Genomic DNA, 23,099 nt, shown 5'->3' with positions numbered 1-23,099 from the left:
GCATGGAGATGGCAAGCATGGCGCAGCGGGGGGAAATCGGGATGGCGGTATTGGAGCGGCTGATCGTCAAGAGCATCGACCATATGGACCGGACCTATCCAAGATGAAGATGCCGATCGCGATCGCCGCCGCCCTGCTGTTCGCGCCGGCGGCGCAGGCGGGGATGGAGGATCAGGGCGTAGCATCGCTGTCCGCCGATCTGGCGAGCGGGCGCACGAGCAGCGAGAAAGCGGTGCGCGCCTACCTGAAGCGCATCGCGGCGATGGATCGGACGGGGCCGCGGATCAACAGCATCATCACGATCAATCCCGATGCAGTCGCGCAGGCGCGGGTGCTGGACGCCGAACGGCGCGCGGGGAAGCTGCGCGGGCCGCTGCATGGTGTGCCGATCCTGCTGAAGGACAATATCGAGGCGGCGGGGATGCCGACCACGGCGGGATCGCTGGCGCTGGCGCGCAACGATGCCGGCCGCGATTCGCCGGTTGCCGCCGCGCTCAAGGCGAAGGGCGCGATCATTCTCGGCAAGACGAACTTGAGCGAATGGGCCAATTTCCGGTCCGAACGGTCGATGAGCGGATGGAGCGCGGTAGGCGGCCTCACGCGTAACCCCTATGCTCTCGATCGCACCACCTGCGGATCGTCAAGCGGGTCGGGTGCGGCGGTGGCGGCGGGCTTCGCGCCGGCGGCAATCGGCAGCGAGACCAACGGGTCGATCATCTGCCCGTCCTCGATGATGGGGCTAGTGGGGCTGAAGCCGACGATCGGCCTCATCCCCCGCACCCATATCGTCCCGATCAGCCATAGCCAGGACACGGCCGGCCCGATGGCGCGCAGCGTGCACGATGTGGCGATATTGTTCTCCGCGCTGATCGCCAGTGATCCCGGCGATCCCACCACCGCCAATGCCATGGCCCATGCGGGCGACTATGCCGCCGCGCTCGATCCCAAGAAGATCAGGGGGATGCGGATCGGCGTGCTGCGGGGCGGGGCGCAGCCGGATCTGCTCGCCCGGTACGAGGCGGCGCTGGCGGTGCTCAAGACATTGGGTGCGACTTTGGTCGAGGTGAAGAAGCCGGCGATGGAGGGCATGTCGGACGCGAGCTACGACGTCCTGAAATATGAGTTCAAGGCGGACGTGAACGCCTATCTCGCCTCCACCCGGCCCGACCAGGTGGCGACGCGGACGCTGGCCGACCTCATCGCCTTCGATAGCGCCCAGGCGGACAAGGAGATGCCGCTGTTCGGGCAGGAGATTTTCGCCATGGCGCAGGCAAAGGCCGGGCTGGACGACCCCGCCTACAAGGCGGCGCGGGAGAAGTCGTTGCGGCTCGCAGGTCGTGAGGGGATCGACGCGATGCTGGCGGACAATCGCGTCGACCTGCTGGTGACGATCAGCTACGGGCCGGCCTGGCCGTCTGACACGGTGTGGGGCGATCAATATGAGGGGCCGGGCGGGTCGACCGGGCCGGCGGCGATCGCGGGATATCCGCACCTGACCGTGCCCATGGGGCTGGCGCGCGGATTGCCGGTTGGACTGAGCTTCATCGCGGGCGCCTATGCCGAGCAGAGGCTGCTCGACGCGGGCTATGCCTATGAGCAGGCGGCGGGGCTGAAGCTGCGGCCGGATTTTCGCGCGACGGTGGACGAGGGCGCGGCGCTGGAGGGCGCGCGGTAGATCAGGGTTCGCCGCGGCTTTCCTGCATCCGCCGTTCGGCGAACCATTGGGCCATCATCTGGGCGAAGCAGCCGGTGTTCGCGCCGCCGATGGCGGAACAGCCCATGGGCGTGGAATTGCGCTGTACCTGCTCCATCGTCGCGACCTGGCTGCCCCAGCCGGGGCCGCCAGCCACGGCGGGCTTTTCGCGCAGCTTCTTGGGGATGCGGTAGCGTTCCGACTCGGGGCGGCGGGCGCAGACCACGATCTCGTCGCCCTGGCCTTGCGGGCAAGGATCGTCGCCATAGACGGTAAGATTGATGGTGCGTTCCGGTGGCGGCGCGGGCTGGGCAAGGACCGGCGCGGGCGCGAGCAGCGCGAGAAGGGGCAGGAGGTGCAGACGGCGCATCATATCTATTCCTTATACGCCCCTTTATGCCGGACCTCTTCGAGCCCGTTTTCCCATGGACGGCATGGCCTGCCGCAACCCGTCAAGGTTGCGCAGGCTGTGTGGGTTGCGCGGACTGTTGCTGCTGGGCGGCGGCTTCCTCCGCCTTCACCCGCGCCTCGATGGCCTTGCTATCGGCGTCGATGGTGGACAGGCGCTTGGCGCGCTCGGCCTCCACCAGATCCTTCCAGCTCGCATTGTCGGCCTGCTGCCGTTCCGCCTTGGCGAGGCGGGCGAGCTGCGCGAAGCAGCCGGTCGCGCCGCCAGCGCCCACAGGCGAGCAGCTTTCGGTGCCGGACCGGCCGACATATTCCATCGATCGGACGCGCTCGCCCCATGCCTGGTTGCTGGGCTTGTTGGGATCGCCGCGCAGCGGCTCGGGAATGCGATAGCGTTCCTCCTCGCCCTTGCGCGCGCACACGACGATGTCGTCGCCCCCGCTTTGCGGGCAGGCGTCTTCGCCATAGACGATGACGATATTGACCTTCTCGCTGCCTGGATCGGTTACGGCGGTCGGCGCGCTTGCCTGCTGCGCCAGCGCGGGGGCCGATGCGCCCGCCATCAGCGCGGCGGCGGCGATCATGAGCGTCTTGGTCATCGGTCCGTCCTTTTCAGATGCGCTTCGACAGCGCGATGGCGGCGCGGCACCCCAGCCGGATCGCGCCCGAAAGCAGGGGGTAGGCGGGCGCCTGTTCCGCGCCATGGGCAATGGCGGCGTCGCGATGCTCCACTTCCTCCGCCTGGAAATCCGTGATCGCGGCAGAGAGTTCCGGGTCGCCCTCGCCCAGCTCGTCCAGCTGCTGCGCATAATGGCGATCGATCTCCGTCTCGATCGCGGCGGTGCAGGCCATCGCGGCCTTGGGGCCGATCGCGGCGGTGACAGCGCCCAGCGCGAAGCCGGCGACGGACCAGATCGGGGACAGGAGGGTCGGACGGCCGCCGCGCCGGGCGATCATCGCGTCGAACGCCGCGCGATGGCGATCCTCCTGCGCAGCCATGCCGGCAATGACGCGCGCATAGGGGTGGCGATCCCCCATCACCGCGAGCTGGCCGGCATAGATGCGCGTCGCGCCATATTCGCCCGCCTGGTCTACGCGCAGCATGGCGGCACGTTCGGCCGGGCTCACCGTGCGGGTCGGGCGGGGAAAATCGCGGGGAGCGCTCATGCCTTCCTCCACTTCAGAAGCAGGACCAAGATGGCGAGCGCGGCCGCCCCGGACAAGAGGCCGTTATAGCCCGCGAGCGAGATGCCGAAGAGATCCCACGGCGCGACATCGCAGCGGGTGAGGGGACTGGCCATGATCTGGTTCAGCATGTCCGCGCCGCTGCCGCCGGTCGGCATCGTCGAACAGGTGGTGAGCCCTTCCCACCAGCCATATTCGACGCCGGCGTGGAAGATGCCGATGAGGCCGCTGATGCCCACGGCGAGGCCGGCAAGGCCGGTAAACAGCGCACTTATGCAGGCGCGGCCGCGCAGCAGATAAGCGAGCAGCGCCAGCGGGATCGCGGCCATATGGGGGTAACGTTGCCACCAGCACATTTGGCACGGGTGGAGGCCGCCCAGATATTGGGAGGCATAGGCGCCGCCCAGCAGCGCCAGCGGCGTCAAGAGCGCAAGCGCGCGGGCGAGGGAAAGGCTCTTCATGCCGGATGCTTAGAGCCTTCCGATCCTTTCGTCATGCTGAACTTGCCTGCGTCCCGCTCACCCTTCGCGGAGAACGGGATACAGGCAGCACAGGGCGGACTATTTGCCGCCCGTCTTGCGCGGAGCCGGAGCCGCCTGCGCCAGCGCCGCGCCGGGCGTGCTCGCCAAGCGGGAGATGGTCTTGAGCGCATAGTCGAGCTGGAAGTCCTCGATCCCCTTCTTCTTCAACTCGTCGGCGGACATGGTGAAGCGCGGATCGTCCTTCGCATCCTCCTCCAGCGCCTTGTCGTCGGTCTTGATCTCGTTGATCAGGTGGCGGCGCAGGTCGCTTTCACGGAATTTGGGCCGATCCTTGTAATCGGGGTCGCTGAGCTGGGGCACGCGGATGTCGGGCTGAATGCCGCCTTCCTGCACGCTGCGGCCCGACGGGGTGAAGTAGCGCGCGGTGGTGAGCTTGAGGGCCGTGGTGTTGCTGAGCGGCAGCATGGTCTGGACCGAGCCCTTGCCGAAGCTGCGTTCGCCCATCACCAGCGCCCGATGCTGATCCTGCAGCGCGCCCGCGACGATTTCGGAGGCGGAGGCGGACCCCGCATCGACCAGCACGATGACCGGCAGACCCTTCGCATCGTCGCCGGGCTTGGCATAATAGCGTTCGACATCGCCCTTGTTGCGGCCGCGCTGCGACACGATCTCGCCCCGCTCAAGGAAGGCGTCGCTGACGCTCACCGCCTCGTCCAGGAGGCCGCCGGGGTTGGAGCGCAGGTCGAGCACATAGCCGGTGGGCTTGTGGCCGAGGCTCTTGTCGATGCTGCGGATCGCCTGGCGCACGTCCGCCCCGGTGTTGGCGGAGAAGCTGACGATGTTGATGACGCCGATGCCGTTCTTCACTTCCCACTTCACGGGCTTCAGCTGAATGATCTCGCGCGTGAGCGTAAGGTCGATGGGCTTGTCGCGGCCGGCGCGGACGATGGTAAGCTTGAGGGACGTGCCCGGCGCCCCGCGCATCTTGTCCACCGCCTCGTCCAGCGTGCCGCCATAGATGAGCTGGCCGTCGATATGGGTGATGAAGTCGCCCGCCTTGATCCCCGCGCGCCAGGCGGGGGTGTCCTGCGTCGGCGCGATCACCTTGACTGCGCCGTCCTCCTGCGTGACCGAGAGGCCAAGGCCGCCGTAGCTGCCCTCGGTCTGGGTGCGCAGATTCTGGAAGTCGCGCGCATCGAGGAAGCTCGAATGCGGGTCGAGGCTGGCGAGCATGCCGTCGATCGCGCCCTTGATCAGCTTTTCGTCGTCGACCTTCTCGACATAGTCGCTGCGAACCTTCTGGAACACGTCCATGAATTCGTCGAGCGCCTTGTAGCTCGACGCCTCCCCGTCGGCGAGCGCCGCAGTGGTGGCCGGAATGAGCGCAAGCGCCCCGAGCGCAAGGACTCCCCTAAGCATGGGGCCCTGGAGGAAAGTCGATTTCATGGGTTTCCTGGGAATCTGCATCAATGGCTCAATATAGGGCGATTCGCAGCGCAACGCAAAAGCGCGCTTCGACCAATGTCGTTGCTGGACGATGAGCGTCGGGTTAGCCGAGCCCCACCAGCGGCACGATGTCGACCGGGCGACCGTTGCGGCGCAGTTCGACGGTGATGTTCGGCCGTTCCGCGCCGGTGACGCCGACCGGGTCGCCCTGTCGAACGCTGTCGCCCACCTGCGCCGTCACACGGTGGAGGCCGGTGATCAGCGTGGTCCAGCCCTGGCCATGATCGATGATGAGGATCTGGCCATAGTCGCGATAGGGGCCGGCAAAGGCGACGCGGCCGGCGGTGGGCGCGATCGCCTGCGCGCCCGGTTGCGTCACCAGCGTCAGGCCGCGTGACCGCACGCCGCCGTCATTCACCTCGCCCATGCCGGTGACGAGCTGGCCGATGACCGGTAGGCGGTAAGGCGGGGGGCCCGCCGCAAAGGCTTCCCGCTCCGGTGCGGGGGCGGCGGCGCGGTCCGGCCGGGCGGGGCGAAGCAGCGGCCCAGACAGGGCGGCGAGCCGATCGCGCAGGTCGCCGGCCTGCTCCAGCCGGTCCATCAGATCGACGATGTCGCGCGCCTTTTCGCCCAGGGCGAGCGCGCGTTCGCTCTCGAGTCCGGCATTGGCGCGATAGCCGCGGGCGGCAAGGCGCTTCTGCGCCTCCAGCGCGGCGAGCGCGTCCTGCCGGGCCTTACGGTCGGACTGCGCCTGCGTCAGCGCGTCGGCGGCCTGTTGTGCCGTGGCGCGCAGCGCGCGGCTGCGGTCGAGTTCGGCCCGCAGGCCGGCGGTGCGCTGTTCGATGACGGGCAGCACTTGGCCCAGCACGGCGCGCATATGGACGGCATCCGCGATCGATCCGGGCTGCACCAGCGCCAGCGCGGTCGGGCGGCGAGCCATCAGCTGCAACGCGGCGGTGAGGCGCACCACCGGCTCCTGCCGCGCGGCGAGGCGGGCGGACTGGACGCGCTGCATCCGGGCGATGATGGCGATGCGCGCGCGGGCGGCCTGGATATCGGCTTCCGCCTGCTGGATGCGGGCGGCGAGCGCGGCGGCGCGGCGGCGGGCCTGCTCGGCCTCGTCACGGGCGAGGCCGGCCTGCTGCTCCAGCCGCGCCGAGCGGTCGCGCGCTTCGTCCGACTGGCGGCGGGCGGCCTTGAGGGCCTGCTGCTCCTGCGCCAGCGTGGTGCCGGCGGTGCCCGACAGGATGATGGCTGCGTCATCGGCGGCGGGCAGGCGCGTGGAACTCAGGGCAAGAAGGCCCGTCAATCCGATCGCGATGAGGAAAGCCCGCTTCACCTGAAAAGTCCCCGCTCCGGCGACGTGATTACGGGTAAAGCGCTGGTTGCGCTAGCCTTCGCGATGATAGGGATGGCCGGCGAGGATGGAACAGGCGCGCCAGAGCTGTTCGGCGAGCATGGCGCGGGCCATCATGTGCGGCCAGGTCATCGCGCCGAAGGCGATGAGCAGATCCGCATTCGCCCGTTCCGCGTCGTCGAACCCATCGGCCGCGCCGATCAGGAAGCGGCATTCGCGCGTTCCCGCGTCGCGCCAGCCCTCGATCCGGCGGGCGAAGTCCATGGAGGAAAGCTGCCGGCCCTTTTCGTCCAGCATGACGGTGACCGTGCCGGGACCGGCGGGGGGCAGCTTGCCGCCCCGATCGGGCATTTCGGTGATGCGGTGCGGCATGGTCAGCCGCTTCACATAGCGATCGACCAGTTCGGCTTCGGGCGAGCGCCCGATCTTGCCGCGCGCGATGATGTGGAGGAGCATGGAAAAACATCCGTCATGCTGAACTTGCTTCAGCATCCATCGCCCGAGGTGAAGGTCACGCCGTTCTCGCGCCTTGCCTACGACATCGCGCATCGAAAGCAGGATGCGCGTGGCGAAATGCATGCTGAAACAAGTTCAGCATGCCGGGTCCGCATGAGACGGCGCGATCAGGCGTTGCCCGCCACCGGGGCGTCGACGAAGCCCCACATGCGTTCCAGATTGTAGAAGCTGCGCACTTCGGGCTTGAACAGGTGGACGATCACGTCGCCCGCGTCGATCAGCACCCAGTCGGCGACCGGAAGGCCCTCGACCCGCGCGGAGCGGCCCGTTTCCTTCTTGATCTTTTCCGCCAGATGCTGGGCCATCGCCGCGACCTGGCGCGACGAGCGGCCGCTCGCGATCACCATATGATCGGCGATGCTGCTCTTGCCTTCCAGCGGGATGGAGACGGTTTCCTGCGCCTGGTCGTCGTCGAGCGACTGCATGACAAGGGCGTGCAGGGCGGCCACGGATTCGGCGTTCGACACCGTATCGTTGGCGGGGGCGGGGTTAGACAAATATACTCCAATCTAGATGACGTACCGGCGCGTGAGCGGGTCGCGCACACGCGTTGCTTCATATTCGCGATGCCAGAGGGGGTCCGCCTGCCGCAGCAGGGTCGCCGATCTTGGATCAGGGCGGAAGCGCAATAGCACGAGCGCCGGCACTCTCCAATTCGTCCAGTCTGCACTCTGGCGCGCGGGCCGGACGAAGCGCCGCAGCCAGCTCATGGCCGCAGAGCCACGGGCACCTGCATCATAACCCGGACGGGCGATCACCGCAATGGGCATATGTCGCGCGATCCCGCGCCAGTCGCGCCATCGGCTGAATTGCGCCAGATTGTCCGCACCCATCAGCCAGATGAAGCGGCGGCGCGGGTAGCGGCGGGTAAGGGCCTTGACGCTATCCACGGTATAACGGGTGCCGAGATGGCGCTCGATCGCGGTGGGCCGAATCGGCGTGCGACGGGCGACTGCGCATGCGCGGGCGAGGCGGGCGGGGAGGGGGGCCATGCCCTTGGCGGGCTTCAGCGGATTGCCGGGCGAGACAAGCCACCAGACTTCGTCGAGGTTAAGGGCTTTCTGCGCGAAGAGGGAGATGGCGCGGTGGCCGCCATGCGCCGGATTGAAGGAGCCGCCGAGCAGGCCGATGCGTGTCATGTCGCCTTCATGGCAGCATGAAAGCCGGGCGGCAACGCGGAGAGCCAGGAATAGGAAATGCGGCGCTTAACTTCGCATATGTCCCGTAGAATTGCGCATAAGATTGCAAGTGTTGGACATTAACTTGCGCGGCAGGGAGGGCAGATGATGCCTTTGACATAATGCAATCCGCGCGAATAGGACACACGCGACGCTCGCTCAGCCGCCGCTCAGAGCCGTGCGGCGACGACGCTGATAGGGGATGCGGTCGAGCTTCTCCATCAGGTCGGCGAAGGGATTGTCGATCGTCGGCCGCACGTCCGGTGGCTGCGGTTCCACGGCCGGCCACTTCCGCAGCGGCCGGCGCAGGTTGATGGCCTTCCACATGGCATTCTCCGATTCGATTGCCGGAAGACAAGGATGTCTTCCGGCATTTGCCAGAGATACGCCGGGCGTGGCGGGATGTTCCGGCCGCAGTCAAGACTTGGGCGCCAAGGCGCCGATGTCATTCGGCAGCTGGCAGTGCCCTGGCTTCGTCCGACTGGGAATCGCGTGCGATCACGTCGAGCGGCTCCATCGCCTCGATCTCCTTGCCGCCCGTCTCGATGTCGAGATCGCGGAACTTGCGGCCGGTGGACAGGACTCGCGTTTCGAAGCTGCCGACGAAACTGTTATAATTGGCGACCGCGCTGTTGAGCCCGGAACCGAGCCGCTTGAGATGCGTCGCGGCGACCGACAACCGCTCGTAAAGCTCCTTGCCGAGCTGGCCGACCTGTTGCGCCTGTTCCTGCATCCGCGCCTGCCGCCAATGCCCTGCGAGGGTGCGGGCGAGGGGGAGGAAGGTGGCGGGGCCGCAGATGATGACGCGGTTGCGCGCAGCGCGTTCCCACAAGTCCATGTCGGCTTCGAGCGCGGCGGTGACGAAATTGTCGCCGGGCACATACATGATGACGAAGTCGGGCGCCTTGGCGAACTGTTCCCAATAGGCCTTGCGCCCCAGCGCGTCGGCATGGGTGCGCACCGCGCGGGCATGATCGGCAAGGAAGCGCTCGCGAGTCGGGTTATCGACCGAATCGACGGCGTTGAGATAGGCCTCCAGCGAGCATTTGACGTCGACCACCAGCTGCTGGTCGCCGGGCAGGCGGATCACGAAGTCGGGACGCAGCCTGCCTTCTTCCACCGCGACGGACACTTCCTCCTGAAAATCGACGAAGGGGGAGAGGCCGGCGGTCTCGATCAGGTTCTTGAACTGCTGCTCGCCCCAGCGGCCGCGCGTCTTGGGCGCGGCGCGCAGCGCGTTGACGAGCTTGGCGGTTTCCTCCCGCACCTGTCCCTGGCCGGCATGGACCGCAGCGATCGCCTCGCGCAGTTCGGCATAGCTGCCGACGCGATCCTTCTCGACCCGCGCGAGGCCCTCTTCATAGCGTTTGAGCGTGGTTTCGACGGGGTTGAGCAGCGATTTGAGCTGCGCCTCGCTCTTCTCGTTCGCCTGCGCGAAACGCTGGTCGGCGCGGGTGAGAAATTGCGCCTGCGCCGATTCGAGCAGGCGTCCGCCGATCTCGCTGAACTGGGCGGAAAGCTGCTCCTTGGCGTCTTTCAGCGCGGCGATCTGCGCGTCGAACGCCTGGGTGCGCGCCTGAATGTCGGACTGGAGCGCGGCAAGATCACGCAGCGCCGCTTCCCGCTCGGCGCGAACCTGGTCGAGATGGCGGGCAGCGTCGGCCTGGGCTGATTCGAGCCGGGCAAGCTGCGCGCCCGCCTGCGCGACGCGCTCCTGTTCCACCGCCAGTTCGGCGATGGCCGCGTTGCGCTGCGCCGTGGCGGTGTCGAGACGGCCGGCCAGATCCGCCTTTTCCGCCGCCAGCGAAGCGGTCGCCTTGCCCCGCAGCAGCCAGCCGGCGGCGAGGCCTGCCAGCAGCGCGATGACGATGAAGAGGGCGGCGAGGCTGTCCATATCAATCTTTCAAAGGAACGAAACGGGAACTTACCCGGCGGCCGTCCCGCCCGCAAGTCCCGTCAGGCTATGGCGGCGCGGAAAGCGGCGAGGCGATCGATCGCGCGGTCGAGCGTGTCGTCGGACTTGGAGAAGCAGAGGCGCACCAGATGCGTCACCGGATCGGCCGGATAGAAGACGGAGAAGGGGATTGCGGCGACCCCGGCTTCCGCGATGATCCGTTCGCAGAAGGTAAGATCGTCCATGACGATGCCGGAGGCGGGCAGGCCTATGGACAGGAACCAGGTTGCGGCGCTGGGCTGGACGGCATAGCCGGCGGCGGCAAGGCCGGTGGCGAGACGGTCGCGCGAGGCCTGGCAGGCGGCGCGCTGGTCCGCGAACCAGGCATCGGGATAGGCCAGCCCTTCCGCCACCGCCCATTGCAGGGCAGGCGGCGTGGTGAAGGTGAGGAACTGGTGCGCGCGGGCGAGCAGCGTGGCGAGCGGCGGCGCGGCGCACATCCACCCCACCTTCCAGCCGGTGACGGCGAAGATCTTGCCCGCCGATCCGATCTTGACCGTGCGATCCCGCATCCCCGGAAAGCCGATCAGCGGGCGATGCAGCACGCCGTCATAGGTCAGATGTTCCCATACCTCGTCGCAGATGGCGACAAGGTCGTGCGCGACGCAGAGGCCGGCGAGCAGCGCCAGCTCCTCCCGCCGGATGACCGTGCCGGCGGGATTGACCGGATTGTTCATCAGAAGGATGCGGGTGCGCGGCGTGATCGCCGCCTCCAGCGCTTCTTTCGTGATGCGCCAGTCGGGCGGGGTGAGCCGTACCACCTTCGCCACGCCGCCCGCGCGCTGCACCAGCGGCAGATAGGCGTCGTAGAGCGGCGCGAGCATCAGTACCTCGTCCCCCGGCCGGACCAGCGCCAGCAGGCTCGCGGCGATCGCCTCGGTCGCGCCCGACGTGACGATGACCTCCTGCGCGGCAAGGTCGAGCCCCTGATGGCGGGCATAATGGTCGGCCACGGCGGCGCGCAGTTCGGGCAGGCCGGCCATCGGCGGATACTGGCTGGAGCGGTGGAGCATCGCGTCGGCCGCCGCCGCCAGTATCTCGGGCGGGCCGGGATGTTCGGGGAAACCCTGTCCCAGATTGATCGCGCCCGTGTCCCGCGCCCGGGCCGACATATGTTCGAAGATGGTGGTGGGCATGTCCCGGTAGACGGGATGGCCGTAGGCGGCATGGGTCATGCGCGCAGCATAGCGGCTGGCGACGCGGCGTCCACAGGCGCGAGAGCGTGCGGCCCGGGTGGGCGACCGGGCGCGATAGGACAATATTAAGCATGGCGGCGTAGGAGAAGCCGATCATGTCCCGGCCCGTTCTCCGTCATCCAGCTGCACTTACGACCCTGCTGATCGGCAGCGTCTATTTCATGGCGGCGAGCGTCGCGCTGATGGTGTCGCGCTTCGAAGGCGGGTTGGCCTTCATATGGGCGGCCAACGCCTTTCTGATGGCGGAGTTGCTGACCTCTCGCAAGGCGCACTGGCTCCGCGCCGTGATCGCCTGCGCGGTTGCGAGCACGGCCGCCACGACGCTGTTCGGGATGGGGCCGCTGGCCGCCGTGCCGATGGCCGCGATCAACATGATCGAATCGCTGATCGTCGCGATCCTGTGCCGTCGCTTCGTTCCGGACCATCGGGTGACGGGATCGGTCCGGCCGCTGCTGGTCTTCATCCTGGCCTTGTGCGGCGTGGCGGACGTAGTGACGGGCCTGCTGGCGGCGACGGTCGCGTCGCAGCTGACGCCCGTGCCGTTCGCCGCGTCCTTCCTGCAATGGTATACCGGCCATGCGCTGGGCGGCCTGACCTTCACGCCCATCCTGATCATGCTGTTGCAGGGCGACCTGCGGCGCTGGCTGCGGCAGACGTCGCCGCGCGCCACGGTGGAAGCGGTACTTCTGCTGTCACTGTTCACCCTGGCGTGTCTGCATGTCTTCTACTTGGCACGCTATCCGATGCTGTTCGCGCCGCTGCTGCCGCTGGTGCTGATCGCCTTTCGCGTCGGGCCTCTTGGTGCGGCCGCCTCCGTCATCATCCTCGCCATGATCGGAGGCGCAGCGACCATGTCGGGCATCGGGCCGCTGACGCTGATCGCCGGGACCACCGGGGAGCGGGTGCAGTTCCTGCAATTCTACGTCGCCGTCAGCTTCCTGCTGTGCATGCCGGTCGCGGCCGAGCTGAACGCGCGGCGGCGGTTGTTCGCCATGCTGCTGGAAAGCGAGGCGCAGTTCCGCGCCATCGCCGAGCATAGCGGCGACGTGGTGCTCAACATCGATGCGGGCGGGCTGATCCGCTATGCCTCGCCCAGCGCCCATGAGCAGATCGGCTGCGCGCCGGACCTGCTGGTCGGGGAGCCGGCGGCGGATCTGGTCCACCCGGATGACCGTGCCGGCGTGATTGCCGCGCAGCATCGCGCGATCACCCAGCCGGGCAGCGCGCACAAGGTCGAATTCCGGCCGTTTCTGCCCGAAGGCGATTTCCAATGGTGCGAAATGGTGACGCGGGCCGTCGTCGACGAGCGCGGCGACCCGAACGGCGCGGTCAGCATCATTCGCGACATATCCCGGCACAAGGCGCGCCAGCACGCGCTGCAACAGGTCGCCGCCCGTGATTCGCTGACCGGGGCGGACAGCCGCCGCGCCTTCCTGGAAAAGCTGGACCAGGAAATCGACCGGATGAGCGGAGGCGCGCGGTCAAGCCTGCTGCTGATCGACATCGACCATTTCAAGACTGTGAACGACCGCCACGGCCATGGCGCGGGCGATCAGGTGCTGAGCGTCTTCGTCGAGCGGCTCCGCTCGGGCTTGCGCGGCGGCGACAGCGTCGGGCGGCTGGGGGGCGAGGAGTTCGCGGTGCTGCTGACCGACAGCGACCTCGATCGCGCCGCGCGGCTGTGCGAGCGGCTACGCGCGATCGTGGCCGAACCGACGCCAGTGGGCGAAAACGAATCGATCCGCATCACCTTCAGTGCGGGCCTGGTCGCGCTGGCGCCTGGTGCCGACCGGTCCGCCATGCTTGAGGCGGCCGACAAGGCGCTCTATCGCGCCAAGCATAGCGGTCGCAATTGCCTGAGGCTGGCGGCCTGAGAGGGAGGCCGAGGCAGGCGGCTGCCGGCTCGTCAAAAAAGACGGATGATATGTTGTAACTTCATGCCTGCTGGCCTATGTAGCGCCAAGCCATGAAAATGACCCTGCGCCATGCCCTGATGTCCGGACGAATCGACCGCTTCGCGATCGCGCTGTCGGGGCTGTGCGTGGCGCATTGTTTCGTCACCGCCGTCGTCCTTGGCCTGCTGGCGTCGGCGGGCGGGCTGTTCGAAAGCCCGATCTTTCATGAGGCGGGACTGGTGATCGCGATCCTGCTGGGCGCGGTGGCGCTGGGCCATGGCGCGATCGTCCACGGTTTCATGATGCCGGCCGCCATCGGATCGCTGGGCCTGGGCGTGATGGCGGGCGCGCTGACGATGGATCATGGCGCGCAGGAAAGCCTTTACACGCTGATCGGTGTCGGCATCCTGGCGCTGGGTCACGACCTCAACCACCGCGCCGGGCGGTAGTCGCTTCTCACGCTTCCTTATTGTCGAGCAGGCCCTTGTGGCCGAGCCGGTGCTCGCCCTTGACCCAGCGCACCGTGCCGGTGCTGGCGCGCATCACCACGCTCTGCGTCGTCAGCCGGCCGCCGGGCAGGCGCTTGACCCCGGCGAGCAGCGATCCGTCGGTCACGCCCGTGGCCGCGAAGATGCAGTCGCCCTTCGCCAGATCCTTAAGGTCGTAGACGCGGTCGAGATCGGTGATGCCCCATTTGCGCGCGCGGGCGCGCTCGTCATCGTTGCGGAACAGCAGCCGGCCCTTGAACTGGCCGCCCACGCAGCGCAGCGCCGCGCAGGCGAGCACGCCTTCGGGCGCGCCGCCTGATCCCATATAGATGTCGATCGTGGTTTCGGGATTGGTGGTGGCGATCACGCCGGCTACGTCGCCGTCCGGGATCAGCATGATGCCGCAGCCGATGGCGCGCAGCTCCCCGATCAGCTTTTCGTGGCGCGGCCGGTCCAGCACGCACACGATGATGTCGTGCGGGTCGACGCCCTTGACCTTCGCCACCGCCTCCACATTGTCGCGCACGGAGCGGTTGAGGTCGATCGTGCCTTCAGGGTAGCCGGGGCCGATGGCGAGCTTTTCCATATAGACGTCCGGCGCATTGAGCAGCCCGCCTTCCTCCGCGATGGCAAGGACAGCAAGTGCGTTCGGGCCAGCCTTGGCCGTGATCGTCGTGCCCTCCAGCGGATCGAGCGCGATGTCGATCTTCGGTCCGGTTCCGATCGCGCTGCCCACCTTCTCCCCGATGTACAGCATGGGCGCCTCGTCCCGCTCGCCCTCGCCGATGACCACGGTGCCGTCCATATAGAGGTCGTTGAAGGCGAGGCGCATCGCCTCGACCGCGGCGGCATCGGCGGCTTTCTCATCGCCGCGTCCCACCAGCTTCGACGCGGCGATGGCGGCGGCCTCGGTCACGCGTACCATTTCGAGCACCAGCACACGGTCAAGCGTCGAATCGGCCTGCATCATCTTCATCCCGGTCTTTATCGTTGCGGCGCTGGCGATAGGGGCTCCGCCCCCGCTTGTCGAGCGAGCGAAGGCCCGCGCGTAGGGTCTGTGGGTCTTGAGACGCGGCCATAATGGAGCCATGATTGGCTGCTGTTCTTGGCGGCGATGCGTGTCGCGCTGCCGATCCTTGCCCTCCTTCTCCCCGCCTCCGCCGCGCAGGCGCAAGAGGCGGAGGATCCGCTGATGGCGGCCTATCGCGACAAGACGCGGGTGGTGCGGCCCTGCGACCGGAGCGGCAATGCCATCGTCGTGTGCGGGAGCCGGGCGGAACGGAACGCGAAGCAGCGGTTGCCGCTGCCACGCGAGCCGGAGGAGGGGGTGCCGGTGCGGGGCGAGCCGCCCCGTGCTTCCGCAGCGCAGGTGCGGCAGGGCGCATGCGGGGTGGTCGGCGGGCAAGGCGCGGGCTGCACTGGCGGGCTGCCAGTGTTCCAGGCGATAGGCGCGCTGGCGAAGGCGGCCGTGGCGGTCGTCGATCCCGACGCGGACCTTGAACCGCCGCCGCCTCTGCCCGATCGCTTCAAGGGCGCGACGCCGCGCTGACTCGGCTCAGTCGAGAATATGCATCACCATCGGCGCGTCCAGCAGGCTGTCGGAGCCGGCGAGCCGTTCCAGCGTCTCGCGCACGCAGCGTTCCTCGCCCGCATGGGTGACGATGGCGACCAGCACGCCGTCCGCCTGATTGGCGCCGCGCTGGATCATCGATTCGATCGACACGCCGGCGTCGCGGGTCGCTGCCGCGATCTCTGCGAGAACACCGGGGCGATCCTGCACCTTGAAGCGCAGATAGGCGCGGCCGACGCGTGCGCCGGCGTCTGCGGTGTGCTGGGGCGCGAGTGCGGCCACCGGCATGGCGAAGGCGTCGCCATATTCGTCGCGCGCCACGTCGATGAGGTCCGCGACCACGGCCGACGCGGTGGGGCCTTCGCCCGCGCCGCGCCCTTGGAAGAAGAGGCGGCCGACGAAATTCCCCTCCGCCACCACGGCGTTGAGCGAACCGTCGACATGGGCGAGCGGGTGGTCCAGCGGCACCAGCATCGGATGGACGCGCTGGAAAAGCCCCTCCGGCCCATTCTGCGCCATGCCGACGAGGCGGATGCGGAAGCCCAAGGCGGCGGCTTCGGCGATGTCGGCAGCGATGACATGGCGGATGCCGGTGGTCGCGACCGCGCCGAAGTCCAGTTCCGTGCCGAAGGCGAGGCTGGCGAGGATGGTCAGCTTGTGCGCGGCATCCACGCCGTCGATGTCGAAGCTGGGGTCGGCCTCTGCATAGCCCAGATCCTGCGCTTCCTTGAGCACCTCCTGGAAGTCGCGGCCTTCCTTTTCCATGGTGGTCAGGATGTAGTTGCAGGTGCCGTTGAGGATGCCGTAGACGCGGGAAATCTCGTTGGCCGCCGCGCCTTCGCGCATCCCCTTGATGACCGGGATGCCGCCCGCCACCGCCGCTTCATATTTAAGCGCGATGCCGCCCTGTTCGGCGACGCGCGCGAGGTCCAGACCATGATGCGCCAGCATCGCCTTGTTGGCGGTGACGAAGGGCTTGCCGGCGGCGAGGCACTGGCGCGCAAGGGTGAGGGCCGGGCCGTCCGACCCGCCGATCAGTTCCACCACGACATCGACATCGTCGCGCGCGGCGAGCGTCGTCATGTCGTCGACCCATTCGTAGCGGGACAGATCGACGCCGCGATCCTTGTTCCGGTCGCGCGCGGAGATGGCGACAACCTGGATCGGGCATCCGGCGCGGCGCGCGATCAGGTCGCCATTTGTTTCCAGCAGGCGAATGACGCCGCCGCCCACCGTGCCGAGGCCGACAAGCGCGACGCGCAGCGGGGCATGGCGGTGGAGATTGGTCATGGCGATGTCTTTCCCTGATTTGCCGACGCCGCGCTGATAGCGGCCCGAACCGGGCTGTCCAAGGAAAAGCGCGTCAGCCCTTCGTGCGGGTGCGCCCGCAGGGGCCGAGCGCATCGATCACCAGGGCATAGTCGGCGCGCGCGGCGTCCGCATCCGCAGGGGCGAGAGCGCGGACGGACGAGGGCGGCAGAGCGGGCGGCAGCGCGCAGGCGAGCCTGTACCAGAGCAGGCTGCCGGGTTCGGGCGCGCGGGCGGCCTCATCCACGATTTCGCCAAGCGCGACTGCCCAGCGCGGCGGCTGACCGGGGCGGCGGATGATCGAAAGGGAGACGGGATCGCCATTTTCGGTGCGCAGGAAGATCTGCGTCTCGCCTTCGCCCGCGATCGTGCCGGCGACATGGAAGGCGTCGCCAAGGCCCAGGATCCGGGGCGGCGCATCCGGAGCCACCAGGGCGGCGAGGATGGCCTTCACGCGGGAAAGCTCTTCCGCCGTGGCCGGAATCTGCGCGTCGGGTGCTATGAGCTGGATTTCGCCGGGACGGGTGCCGGAACGGGCGAAGACGATCATCTGCGCCTTCTTATATTTGGGTGTCTTGCCCCGCGCATCCAGGGGGGCATCATACAGATAGGTGACGATCGGCGCGATGCCCGATTCACCGCGAATCAACCCGGTCACTTCCGCTTCGACGAACAGTCTTTTTCGCCCCGACGGGACCGTTCCGGCTTGATCGGGCTTCAACGGGATGATGTTGCGGATTCGCACATTGGCGACGAGCGGCGCACCGTCGGCAAGGTCGACGATGTCGGCATAGGACAGGCCGGCGGCAGCGCCCGCTGGTGACGCTACCATTCGCGGTTGCTGCCCAAAGGCCGGGAAAACCGCGGAATATGCGGCGGAAATTAGGCAGGCCGCGCCGAGTTTCAAGAGGCGGGTGGAGGATTTCGTCACGCAGTTCGTCCTATGGTTTCAGCCCGTGGCAAGGATGTCACAGGCAAGTCATTCCAATGTGAAATGGTAAACGCAAATGAGGAAATCGATAAAGCGTTTGCGTGCCACGATGCGCCGCGATAGGAGTTTGGTCGGTAGCAAATGAACGGATAGGGGCCAAAGGTGATCGGGATTCCCCGGTCGGCTAGGGTCGTTTTTGGCTGATTTGTATAAACCACTGGTAAGTTGAATTAAGGAGTGTCGTTGCCGAATGGCCTATGCTGACCACTCGCAAGGATCGAGTCGCACGATATCGATCGTCATCGTCGCCCTGATTCACGCTGTTCTCGGCTATGCCTTCGTCACCGGTCTTGGCATGAAATATGTCAAAAAGGCGGCGGAACAGCTGAACGTGATCGACGTGAAAGAGGAACCGCCGCCACCCGACGAGGAGCCGCCGCCGCCGCCGCCAGACCAGCCGGTCGAGCCGCCGCCGGTCGTCGCTCCGCCGCCGATCGTTCAGACCCCGGCTCCCGCGCCGCCGATCCAGACCGTGAGGACGCCCCCGCCGGTGTTCAACCCGGTTCCGGTCGCCGCACCGCCGCCGCCGCCGGCTCCGCCGCCGCCGCCCGTCGCCGCCACCCGCGCTTCGCCGCGTGGCGCACCGGGAAGCTGGCTCAGCGACGCCGACTATCCGAGCCGCGCGCAGCGCGAGGAACGTTCGGGTACGGCTGGTTTCCGGTTGGAAATCGGCGCTGACGGCCGTGTCACCAACTGCACCATCACGTCGTCGACCGGGCATCCCGACCTTGACGAAGCGACCTGCCGCCTGCTGCCGCGCCGCGCGCGCTTCAAGCCGGCGACAGGCAGTGACGGGCAGCCGATGGCGGACACGTACAACGGCCGTATCACCTGGCGCCTGCCGGAATAATGGAAAATCGGCGGGCGCGCGCCGGGCGCCGCCCCGCCTAGCTTGATCTCATTGAGAGGGAAGTCTTGAACATGTTGATGTATCTCGCAGCTGCGGCTCCCAAGCCGGAAAACCCCTATGGTCTGATGGAAGCCCTGGAACAGGGCGGCACCATCGCCTGGACCGTCTTCATCATCCTGTGCGCCATGTCGGTGGGCACCTTCTACATTCTGTTCACCAAGCTGATCGAACAGCAGAAGGTGATCAACCAGGGTAAGAAGGTTCGTGCGACCTTCTGGCGCTCCGGTTCGCTGAAGGAAGCGTCGGCCAAGCTCGAAAAGAACTCGGCCTACAAGCAGATCGTCGACGACGGCATCAAGGCTCAGGAAGAGCATGGCAAGCTGAAGGATCCGGTCGAAGCGCATGACTGGCTGCACGGTTCGCTCGCCCGTTCGGAAGGCGCGATCAACTCGTCGCTGAACGGCGGCCTGGCGTTCCTCGCCACCGTGGGTTCGACCTCGCCGTTCATCGGTCTGTTCGGTACGGTTATCGGCATCTACCGCGCGCTCATCAAGATCGGCGCCGCCGGTCAGGCCTCGATCGACGCCGTCGCCGGCCCGGTCGGTGAAGCTCTGATCATGACCGCGCTGGGTCTGGCCGTCGCCGTTCCCGCGGTGCTTGCCTACAACTTCCTGCAGCGCCGCAACAAGGCGATCTCGGAGCAGCTGAACGGCTTCACCGTCGACCTGCTGGCCTATCTGGTTTCGGACGGCGCCGTGAAGCCGACCGTTGCTCCGGCCGTCGCCGCTCCGGCTGCCAAGCCGGCTGCTGCGCCGACCAAGGCCTGATCGGTCTCAGGACGCCGGTTACGGGACCGGGCGGCGGCTGCGACCGCCCGGCTCCCCGACCGACTAAGGCCCCCGCACCCTTTCGGCCTGGCGCCACCAGGTCATGACGGGGCGCCAACGACACCAAGGTTAGGATAGTATCAATGGCAATGAGTGTTGGCTCCGACGGCGGTGACGACAAGCCGATGTCCGACATCAACACGACGCCGCTCGTCGACGTCATGCTGGTGTTGCTCATCATCTTTCTCATCGCGGTCCCGGTCGTCGTCCAGACGGTCGATCTGCAGCTTCCCAAGGTGGCGTTCGAGCCGACCACGACGAAGCCGGAAAATGTGTCCCTCTCGGTTACGACAGGTTCCGACGGGAGCTGTGCGGTTTTCTGGGGCATGACCCCGGTCAATTCGAGCGAACTGCTCGACCGCGCCGTCGCCAAGCTCGAAGCGGACATCAAGAAGGCCGGTGGCGTCGAAAATCTGACGCCGGAAGACCTGCCCGAAGTGCATATCCGCGGCGACATCAATACCCCCTATCGGTGCATCGGCGGCACCATCTACACGATGCAGCGCGCCGGTTTCCCGAAGGTGGGCTTCATTTCCGAGCCGGAACCCGGTTCGGGCACCGTCCGCCTCTGATCGGCCCGCATAAGGAGCATTTGCAATGGCTATGAGCGCCGGCCGCGATGACGGCGAACCGATGGTGGAAATGAACACGACGCCGTTGATCGACGTCATGCTCGTTCTCCTCATCATGTTCATCATCACCATTCCGATCCAGACCCACGCGGTGAAGATCGACCTGCCGCAGAATGCGCCGCCCACGGACAGCGTGATCGACCCGGTCAAGAACAAGGTCGCGATCGACGCGGGTGGCATCATCACCTGGAACGGGTCGCCGATCGACCTGCTGACCCTGCGTCAGTATCTGCAGCAGTCGCTGCGCCTGCCGGTCGAGCCGGAACTCCAGTTCCAGCCCAACGCCGCGACCCGCTATGTGGTCGTCGACGAGGTGCTGGCGGAGATCAAGCGCGCAGGCGTGACCAAGCTGGGTTTCGTCGGCAACGAACAATATGGCAGTTTCTGACCGCTGACGTTCGGCACGCCCGGCCGACGCCAAGACTTCCCGCTTGTCAGGCGGGGTGGCCGGACCAGACGGCAGAAGCCATATGCAAAGGGTCGCCTTCGGGCGGCCCTTTTTCGTTTCGGATACGGAATGTGCGGAGCGGGCACCGCGTTGACCGATTGTTAACCGTGATCCGCGACAATGCGGGATCAACGTGATGCGACGACGGACCATGGGCGGAGAAGCGCAGCAGGATTATGATCGACAGGATCGCGCGGCCGAGCGTCGGCGCGTGCGGATGGCGGTCAAGGTGCGCCGACCGGGAGAAACCTGGTTTTCCAGCCATATAGCCGATGTCTCCGTCAGCGGTTTTCGGCTGCAGAGCTTCATGAAGCTGAATTTGGGCGATGACATCTGGATCATGCTGCCCGGCTTTGAAGGGCGTCGTGCCCGAGTCACCTGGACCCGCGCGCACGAATCCGGCTGCGCCTTCGAACGGCCGCTGCATCCCGCCATCCTCGACCATATCGTGAAGATCAGCCTGAACGGCTGACATCGGATAGGCGGTTGCCGCGGCGGCGGTCCAATTGAGCATTGGTGGGCGCTGCATGGCCCATGCTCGTGCGGACGGCGCAGCCCATCTCTTCCCTCTGCGGCCCGCGAGAATGAATCGCGCACGATGCGACGTGCCTGGTGCCCGTTGAGCCTGTTTGACCGGCTCAACAGGCGAGCGACAAATCGCTCGTGTCCTCACGCTCCGTCATTCTCGCCGTCAAAGGCGGTCGCGGCATCCAACATTGTTTCCCCGGGGCCAGCGAGCGGGTCCAACGCACCCCCTCGCCTTCAAGAAGCCCGGGCGGCCCGCTCCGATCAGGCGACCGGCGCGTCCTGGAACTGGAGGCTGGCGAGGCGGGCATAGAGGCCGCCTCGTGCGACGAGCGCGTTATGGTCACCTTCCTCCACGATGTGGCCTTCATCCATGACGATGATGCGATCCGCCGCGCGGACCGTGGCGAGCCGGTGGGCGATCACGATGGTGGAGCGGCCGCGCACCAGCCGGGCGAGGGCGTCCTGCACCAGCCGCTCCGATTCGGCATCGAGCGCGGAGGTAGCCTCGTCCAGCAGCAGCAGCGGCGCGTCGCGAAGCAAGGCGCGGGCAATGGACAGGCGCTGCCGCTGGCCCCCCGAAAGGCGCGCGCCGCCTTCGCCCAAATAGGTGTCGAGCCCCTGCGGCAGAGCGCGTAGGAAGGATTCTGCATTGGCGGAGCGCGCGGCGTCCCAGACCTGATCGTCGGTCGCGTCCCACCGGCCGTAGCGCAGATTGTCCCGCGCGGACGCGGCGAAGATCACGCTGTCCTGCGGCACCATCGCCATCATCGTGCGCAGATCGGCCGGATCGGCCTCCGGCAGCGGCACCCCGTTCAGGCTGACAACGCCGCTGTTGGGATCGTAGAAGCGCTGCGCCAGCTGGATCAAGGTCGACTTGCCCGCGCCGGACGGGCCGACGATCGCGACCGTCTCGCCCGGGTTTACGGTGAAGGACAGGCCGTGCAGAGCCGGCTGGTCGGGCCGGGTAGGATAGTGGAAATGGACATCGTCGAAGCGCAGCTGCGCGCCCTGATCGCTGGCCGGGATCGACCGGGGGCTGGCGGGCGCGACGATGTCGGGTGTGGCGGTCATCAACTCGTCCAGCCGGCTGGCGGCGCCCGCGCCGCGCAGCAGGTCGCCCCAGCTTTCCGACAGCGAGCCGAACGCGCCGGCCACCAGCCCGCCGGTCAGCACGAAGGCGGCGATGCTGCCGCCCGACAGATTGCCGGCCGCGACGTCCAGCGCGCCCTGCCACATGACCGCGGTGATCGATCCGAAGACCAGCGCGATGACCATGGCGGTCATCACGGCGCGCAGCCGGATGCGGGCGCGGGCGGTCGCGAACCCGCGCTCGACGGTCGCATCGAAGCGTCCCGCCTCCCGCGCTTCCTGTCCGAAGGCCTGCACGATCTTCATCGCGCCCAGCACCTCGCTGGTGACGGTGCCGACATCCGCCAGCCGGTCCTGGCTGGCACGGGAGAGGCCGCGCACCCGGCGGCCGAGGCCGATGAGCACGGCTAGGATAAGCGGGATGCCGAGCAGCAGCAGCGCCGCCAGCTTGGGCGCGAGCACGAAGAGATAGATGAGCCCGCCGATCCCGGTGACGAGGTTGCGCAGCGCGACCGACACGGTGGACCCGACCACCTGCTCCACGATGGCGGTGTCGGCGGTCATGCGGGACGCGATTTCGGACGGGCGGTTCTCCTCGAAGAAGCGGGGTGCCTGCCGCAGCAGATTGGCCTGGGTGGCGCTGCGGATGTCGGCGACGACGCGCTCGCCCAGCCAGGACACGAAATAGAAGCGCAGCGCGCTGGCGATCGCCAGCACGACCACGATCATCAGCAGATATTCGAACCAGCGATTGATGTCGCCGCCGCCCATGAAACCGCGATCGATCACCAGCCGAAAGCCGCTGGGTATGCCGAGCGTCGCCGCCGAGGACAGGATCAGCGCGGCGAGCGCGGCGGCGATGCGGCCGGGATAGCGGCGCGCGAACCGCCACAACATGGCGAGGCTCCCCAGCGCGGGGCGGTCCTTCACGGGCGGCGGGCTTTGCGGATCGTCCTGCATGGAAGCGCGCTTAGCAGGGCACCGCCCCCGCCTCAATG

The 23,099-nt window shown here is 67.4% G+C and carries 25 protein-coding genes; 9 read left to right on the top strand and 16 right to left on the bottom strand.

Annotation, left to right across the window (positions count from 1 at the left end):
- The first annotated feature begins 103 nt into the window (after positions 1–103).
- Positions 104–1,675 (top strand): amidase, encoded by a 1,572-nt coding sequence (locus ACFQ24_RS19000; RefSeq protein ID WP_380914083.1) that lies wholly within the window; start codon positions 104–106, stop codon positions 1,673–1,675.
- A gap of 1 nt (position 1,676) precedes the next feature.
- Here ACFQ24_RS19000 and ACFQ24_RS18995 read toward each other — a convergent pair whose 3' ends face one another.
- The 12 genes from ACFQ24_RS18995 to ACFQ24_RS18940 all read right to left on the bottom strand — a co-directional run bounded on the left by ACFQ24_RS18995 (position 1,677) and on the right by ACFQ24_RS18940 (position 11,394).
- Complete coding sequence (locus tag ACFQ24_RS18995) at positions 1,677–2,063, bottom strand: hypothetical protein (RefSeq protein WP_380914390.1); 387 nt, start codon at positions 2,061–2,063, stop codon at positions 1,677–1,679.
- A gap of 82 nt (positions 2,064–2,145) precedes the next feature.
- Entirely contained in the window at positions 2,146–2,700 is a 555-nt protein-coding gene (locus ACFQ24_RS18990) for a hypothetical protein (protein ID WP_380914081.1), read from the bottom strand.
- A 13-nt stretch (positions 2,701–2,713) separates the two neighbouring features.
- Positions 2,714–3,268 carry a demethoxyubiquinone hydroxylase family protein gene (locus ACFQ24_RS18985; protein ID WP_380914079.1) on the bottom strand — a complete coding sequence of 185 codons (555 nt, stop codon included), beginning with the start codon at positions 3,266–3,268 and terminating at the stop codon, positions 2,714–2,716.
- Positions 3,265–3,747 (bottom strand): disulfide bond formation protein B, encoded by a 483-nt coding sequence (locus tag ACFQ24_RS18980; RefSeq protein WP_380914077.1) that lies wholly within the window; start codon positions 3,745–3,747, stop codon positions 3,265–3,267. Before ACFQ24_RS18980 ends, ACFQ24_RS18985 begins: the two co-directional genes overlap by 4 nt.
- A gap of 99 nt (positions 3,748–3,846) precedes the next feature.
- A complete protein-coding gene (locus tag ACFQ24_RS18975) occupies positions 3,847–5,214 on the bottom strand; it encodes a S41 family peptidase (protein ID WP_380914076.1) in 1,368 nt (455 codons plus the stop codon).
- Positions 5,215–5,317: 103 nt separating this feature from the next.
- Entirely contained in the window at positions 5,318–6,553 is a 1,236-nt protein-coding gene (locus tag ACFQ24_RS18970) for a murein hydrolase activator EnvC family protein (protein WP_380914074.1), read from the bottom strand.
- A gap of 51 nt (positions 6,554–6,604) precedes the next feature.
- Positions 6,605–7,027 (bottom strand): 23S rRNA (pseudouridine(1915)-N(3))-methyltransferase RlmH, encoded by a 423-nt coding sequence (locus ACFQ24_RS18965; RefSeq protein ID WP_380914072.1) that lies wholly within the window; start codon positions 7,025–7,027, stop codon positions 6,605–6,607.
- Positions 7,028–7,194: 167 nt separating this feature from the next.
- Entirely contained in the window at positions 7,195–7,584 is a 390-nt protein-coding gene (gene rsfS / locus ACFQ24_RS18960) for a ribosome silencing factor (RefSeq protein ID WP_380914070.1), read from the bottom strand.
- A gap of 12 nt (positions 7,585–7,596) precedes the next feature.
- Complete coding sequence (locus ACFQ24_RS18955) at positions 7,597–8,226, bottom strand: nicotinate-nucleotide adenylyltransferase (RefSeq protein ID WP_380914068.1); 630 nt, start codon at positions 8,224–8,226, stop codon at positions 7,597–7,599.
- A gap of 198 nt (positions 8,227–8,424) precedes the next feature.
- Entirely contained in the window at positions 8,425–8,592 is a 168-nt protein-coding gene (locus tag ACFQ24_RS18950) for a hypothetical protein (RefSeq protein WP_380914066.1), read from the bottom strand.
- A 118-nt stretch (positions 8,593–8,710) separates the two neighbouring features.
- Positions 8,711–10,159 carry a DNA recombination protein RmuC gene (gene rmuC / locus ACFQ24_RS18945; RefSeq protein ID WP_380914064.1) on the bottom strand — a complete coding sequence of 483 codons (1,449 nt, stop codon included), beginning with the start codon at positions 10,157–10,159 and terminating at the stop codon, positions 8,711–8,713.
- 62 nt (positions 10,160–10,221) lie between these two features.
- Complete coding sequence (locus ACFQ24_RS18940) at positions 10,222–11,394, bottom strand: aminotransferase (RefSeq protein WP_380914062.1); 1,173 nt, start codon at positions 11,392–11,394, stop codon at positions 10,222–10,224.
- A 116-nt stretch (positions 11,395–11,510) separates the two neighbouring features.
- Between ACFQ24_RS18940 and ACFQ24_RS18935 the strand changes: the two genes are divergently transcribed.
- Both ACFQ24_RS18935 and ACFQ24_RS18930 read left to right on the top strand, forming a co-directional pair.
- On the top strand, positions 11,511–13,289 hold the full coding sequence (locus ACFQ24_RS18935) for a sensor domain-containing diguanylate cyclase (RefSeq protein WP_380914060.1): 1,779 nt from the start codon (positions 11,511–11,513) through the stop codon (positions 13,287–13,289).
- Positions 13,290–13,381: 92 nt separating this feature from the next.
- On the top strand, positions 13,382–13,759 hold the full coding sequence (locus ACFQ24_RS18930) for a MerC domain-containing protein (protein WP_380914058.1): 378 nt from the start codon (positions 13,382–13,384) through the stop codon (positions 13,757–13,759).
- A 7-nt stretch (positions 13,760–13,766) separates the two neighbouring features.
- On the opposite strand, the gene glpX is transcribed toward ACFQ24_RS18930, so the two are convergent.
- Positions 13,767–14,768 (bottom strand): class II fructose-bisphosphatase, encoded by a 1,002-nt coding sequence (glpX, locus tag ACFQ24_RS18925; protein ID WP_380914388.1) that lies wholly within the window; start codon positions 14,766–14,768, stop codon positions 13,767–13,769.
- A 144-nt stretch (positions 14,769–14,912) separates the two neighbouring features.
- Here glpX and ACFQ24_RS18920 point away from each other — a divergent pair, with 144 nt between their 5' ends.
- Positions 14,913–15,347, top strand: coding sequence for a hypothetical protein (locus ACFQ24_RS18920; RefSeq protein ID WP_380914386.1), 435 nt, complete (start codon positions 14,913–14,915; stop codon positions 15,345–15,347).
- Positions 15,348–15,353: 6 nt separating this feature from the next.
- On the opposite strand, the gene ACFQ24_RS18915 is transcribed toward ACFQ24_RS18920, so the two are convergent.
- Positions 15,354–16,658 (bottom strand): homoserine dehydrogenase, encoded by a 1,305-nt coding sequence (locus ACFQ24_RS18915; RefSeq protein ID WP_380914056.1) that lies wholly within the window; start codon positions 16,656–16,658, stop codon positions 15,354–15,356.
- Between the two features lie 73 nt (positions 16,659–16,731).
- Positions 16,732–17,508 carry a hypothetical protein gene (locus ACFQ24_RS18910; RefSeq protein WP_380914054.1) on the bottom strand — a complete coding sequence of 259 codons (777 nt, stop codon included), beginning with the start codon at positions 17,506–17,508 and terminating at the stop codon, positions 16,732–16,734.
- Positions 17,509–17,857: 349 nt separating this feature from the next.
- Between ACFQ24_RS18910 and ACFQ24_RS18905 the strand changes: the two genes are divergently transcribed.
- From ACFQ24_RS18905 to ACFQ24_RS18885, 5 genes are all read left to right on the top strand, one after another.
- Complete coding sequence (locus tag ACFQ24_RS18905; RefSeq protein WP_380914052.1) at positions 17,858–18,517, top strand: energy transducer TonB; 660 nt, start codon at positions 17,858–17,860, stop codon at positions 18,515–18,517.
- Between the two features lie 71 nt (positions 18,518–18,588).
- On the top strand, positions 18,589–19,344 hold the full coding sequence (locus tag ACFQ24_RS18900) for a MotA/TolQ/ExbB proton channel family protein (protein WP_380914050.1): 756 nt from the start codon (positions 18,589–18,591) through the stop codon (positions 19,342–19,344).
- A 143-nt stretch (positions 19,345–19,487) separates the two neighbouring features.
- Positions 19,488–19,976, top strand: a complete 489-nt coding sequence (locus ACFQ24_RS18895; protein WP_380914048.1) for an ExbD/TolR family protein — start codon at positions 19,488–19,490, stop codon at positions 19,974–19,976.
- Between the two features lie 25 nt (positions 19,977–20,001).
- Positions 20,002–20,424, top strand: a complete 423-nt coding sequence (locus tag ACFQ24_RS18890; RefSeq protein ID WP_380914046.1) for an ExbD/TolR family protein — start codon at positions 20,002–20,004, stop codon at positions 20,422–20,424.
- 211 nt (positions 20,425–20,635) lie between these two features.
- Positions 20,636–20,956 (top strand): PilZ domain-containing protein, encoded by a 321-nt coding sequence (locus ACFQ24_RS18885; protein WP_380914384.1) that lies wholly within the window; start codon positions 20,636–20,638, stop codon positions 20,954–20,956.
- 317 nt (positions 20,957–21,273) lie between these two features.
- On the opposite strand, the gene ACFQ24_RS18880 is transcribed toward ACFQ24_RS18885, so the two are convergent.
- Positions 21,274–23,061, bottom strand: a complete 1,788-nt coding sequence (locus ACFQ24_RS18880) for an ABC transporter transmembrane domain-containing protein (protein WP_380914044.1) — start codon at positions 23,059–23,061, stop codon at positions 21,274–21,276.
- Positions 23,062–23,099 lie beyond the last annotated feature (38 nt).

It is taken from the genome of Sphingobium olei (assembly GCF_042678845.1).
GTDB lineage: Bacteria > Pseudomonadota > Alphaproteobacteria > Sphingomonadales > Sphingomonadaceae > Sphingobium > Sphingobium olei.
Note: the sequence above shows the minus strand (reverse complement) of the source record. Positions and strands in the feature narration are given on the sequence as shown.

Bases quoted from the DNA above. Each gene is read 5' to 3' on its own strand.
- ACFQ24_RS19000 (WP_380914083.1), top strand. From the start codon at position 104: ATGAAGATGCCGATCGCGATCGCCGCCGCCCTGCTGTTCGCGCCGGCG.
- ACFQ24_RS18995 (WP_380914390.1), bottom strand. From the start codon at position 2,063: ATGCGCCGTCTGCACCTCCTGCCCCTTCTCGCGCTGCTCGCGCCCGCG.
- ACFQ24_RS18990 (WP_380914081.1), bottom strand. From the start codon at position 2,700: ATGACCAAGACGCTCATGATCGCCGCCGCCGCGCTGATGGCGGGCGCA.
- ACFQ24_RS18985 (WP_380914079.1), bottom strand. From the start codon at position 3,268: ATGAGCGCTCCCCGCGATTTTCCCCGCCCGACCCGCACGGTGAGCCCG.
- ACFQ24_RS18980 (WP_380914077.1), bottom strand. From the start codon at position 3,747: ATGAAGAGCCTTTCCCTCGCCCGCGCGCTTGCGCTCTTGACGCCGCTG.
- ACFQ24_RS18975 (WP_380914076.1), bottom strand. From the start codon at position 5,214: ATGAAATCGACTTTCCTCCAGGGCCCCATGCTTAGGGGAGTCCTTGCG.
- ACFQ24_RS18965 (WP_380914072.1), bottom strand. From the start codon at position 7,027: ATGCTCCTCCACATCATCGCGCGCGGCAAGATCGGGCGCTCGCCCGAA.
- ACFQ24_RS18955 (WP_380914068.1), bottom strand. From the start codon at position 8,226: ATGACACGCATCGGCCTGCTCGGCGGCTCCTTCAATCCGGCGCATGGC.
- ACFQ24_RS18950 (WP_380914066.1), bottom strand. From the start codon at position 8,592: ATGTGGAAGGCCATCAACCTGCGCCGGCCGCTGCGGAAGTGGCCGGCC.
- rmuC (WP_380914064.1), bottom strand. From the start codon at position 10,159: ATGGACAGCCTCGCCGCCCTCTTCATCGTCATCGCGCTGCTGGCAGGC.
- ACFQ24_RS18940 (WP_380914062.1), bottom strand. From the start codon at position 11,394: ATGACCCATGCCGCCTACGGCCATCCCGTCTACCGGGACATGCCCACC.
- ACFQ24_RS18935 (WP_380914060.1), top strand. From the start codon at position 11,511: ATGTCCCGGCCCGTTCTCCGTCATCCAGCTGCACTTACGACCCTGCTG.
- ACFQ24_RS18930 (WP_380914058.1), top strand. From the start codon at position 13,382: ATGAAAATGACCCTGCGCCATGCCCTGATGTCCGGACGAATCGACCGC.
- glpX (WP_380914388.1), bottom strand. From the start codon at position 14,768: ATGATGCAGGCCGATTCGACGCTTGACCGTGTGCTGGTGCTCGAAATG.
- ACFQ24_RS18920 (WP_380914386.1), top strand. From the start codon at position 14,913: ATGCGTGTCGCGCTGCCGATCCTTGCCCTCCTTCTCCCCGCCTCCGCC.
- ACFQ24_RS18915 (WP_380914056.1), bottom strand. From the start codon at position 16,658: ATGACCAATCTCCACCGCCATGCCCCGCTGCGCGTCGCGCTTGTCGGC.
- ACFQ24_RS18910 (WP_380914054.1), bottom strand. From the start codon at position 17,508: ATGGTAGCGTCACCAGCGGGCGCTGCCGCCGGCCTGTCCTATGCCGAC.
- ACFQ24_RS18905 (WP_380914052.1), top strand. From the start codon at position 17,858: ATGGCCTATGCTGACCACTCGCAAGGATCGAGTCGCACGATATCGATC.
- ACFQ24_RS18900 (WP_380914050.1), top strand. From the start codon at position 18,589: ATGTTGATGTATCTCGCAGCTGCGGCTCCCAAGCCGGAAAACCCCTAT.
- ACFQ24_RS18895 (WP_380914048.1), top strand. From the start codon at position 19,488: ATGGCAATGAGTGTTGGCTCCGACGGCGGTGACGACAAGCCGATGTCC.
- ACFQ24_RS18890 (WP_380914046.1), top strand. From the start codon at position 20,002: ATGGCTATGAGCGCCGGCCGCGATGACGGCGAACCGATGGTGGAAATG.
- ACFQ24_RS18885 (WP_380914384.1), top strand. From the start codon at position 20,636: ATGGGCGGAGAAGCGCAGCAGGATTATGATCGACAGGATCGCGCGGCC.
- ACFQ24_RS18880 (WP_380914044.1), bottom strand. From the start codon at position 23,061: ATGCAGGACGATCCGCAAAGCCCGCCGCCCGTGAAGGACCGCCCCGCG.